This window comes from Spirillospora sp. NPDC049652, from assembly GCF_040675125.1.
GTDB lineage: Bacteria > Actinomycetota > Actinomycetes > Streptosporangiales > Streptosporangiaceae > Spirillospora.
On the sequence record NZ_JBFAOF010001377.1, the window covers coordinates 1 to 1,458 of the forward strand.

The window sequence follows — 1,458 nt, forward strand, 5'->3', positions numbered from 1 at the left end:
GCCGGGCTCGGCGACGCGCGCCCGAAAGGCGTGCTGCGCTTCAACCAGTACGACCAGGTGATCCAGGCTGCGATCGCGGGCCAGGATGCCGACCCGGCCGCCGAGCCGCCCCGCGGCGACGGCCTGGTTGGCGCCCTTGCCGCCGGGCAGGGTGGCGAGGTCCGAGCCGAGCACCGTCTCACCCGGTCCGGGCCGCCGGTCGACCCGGACGACCAGGTCGGCGTTGACCGACCCCACCACGACCACCTCGTGCGCCATCTGCGCGTCCCCCCTGCTCATCGGCTCCACCATCCGTCCGGCCGGCTCCGTCAGCCCGCGAACCGGTCGGCGTTCTCGCGCGTCGCGACCTTCACCGGCACCGCGTTCGTCGGGTCGATCGTCTCACCCTGCGCGGCCTTGATCGCGCTCTGCACGGCCATCCGGCCGAGCAGCCGGGGCTGCTGGGCGACGGTCGCGAAGAGCGTGCCGGCCTTGACGGCCTTGACGCCGTCCGGCGTGCCGTCGAAGCCGACGACCTTGACCTGCGAGCCCGCCTTGGAGCCGAGCGCCTTGATCGCGCCGAGCGCCATCTCGTCGTTCTCGGCGAACACGCCGTTCACGTCCGGGTGCGACTGGAGCAGGTTGGTCATGACGTCCAGGCCCTTGGTGCGGTCGAAGTCCGCGGGCTGCTTCGCCACGACCTGGATGCCGGGGTACTGCTTGATGCCCTCCTCGAAGCCCTGGCCGCGCTCGCGGGAGGCCGAGGTGCCCGGCTGGCCCTGGATGATCACGATCTTCCCCTTGCCGCCGAGGGCCCCGGCGAGGGTCTTGGCCGCGTCCTTGCCGCCCGCGATGTTGTCCGACGCCACGAACTGGGCCAGCTTCGCGCCGTTCACGGTGCGGTCGGCGGCGACCACCGGGATGCCGGCCCGGTTGGCGGCCTGGACCGCGGGCGCCGCGGCGTCGGAGTCGACCGGGTTGACCACGATCGCCTTCATGCCCTGGCTGCTGTAGTTCTGCACCTGGTTGACCTGCTGGGACGCGTCGTTCTGGGCGTCCTGGACGGCCAGGGTGACGCCCTGCTTCCGGGCCTCCTCCTGTGCGCCGTCGCGGAACTGGACGAAGAACGGGTTGTTCAGCGTGGAGACCGACAGGCCGATCTTGAGGTCCTTGTGCGCGCCGCCCGCGACGCCGCCCGATCCGCCGGACTTGTCGCCGGTGGAGGCGACGCCGACCGCGATCGCGACGACCGCCGCGAGGGCGACGGCCGCGCCGGCCCACGCCTTGCGCGACGACAGCCGCAGGCCCTTGCGCCGGACGGTGTCCAGCAGGACGGCGAGGGCGATCACGACGCCGATCACGACCTGCTGCCAGAAGGCCGACACCGACAGCAGGTTCAGGCCGTTGCGCAGGACGGCGAGGATCAGCGCGCCGACCAGGGTGCCGAACGCGCGGCCCTTGCCGCCCGCCAGGCTCGCG

At 72.8% G+C, this 1,458-nt stretch carries 2 protein-coding genes; both read right to left on the reverse strand.

Annotated features, from left to right (window positions below):
- The coding region (locus AB0J52_RS40370) for a PfkB family carbohydrate kinase (protein ID WP_500188483.1) at positions 1 to 279 on the reverse strand (279 nt) is incomplete at its 3' end.
- A 29-nt stretch (positions 280 to 308) separates the two neighbouring features.
- The coding region (locus AB0J52_RS40375) for an ABC transporter permease/substrate-binding protein (protein ID WP_500188485.1) at positions 309 to 1,458 on the reverse strand (1,150 nt) is incomplete at its 5' end.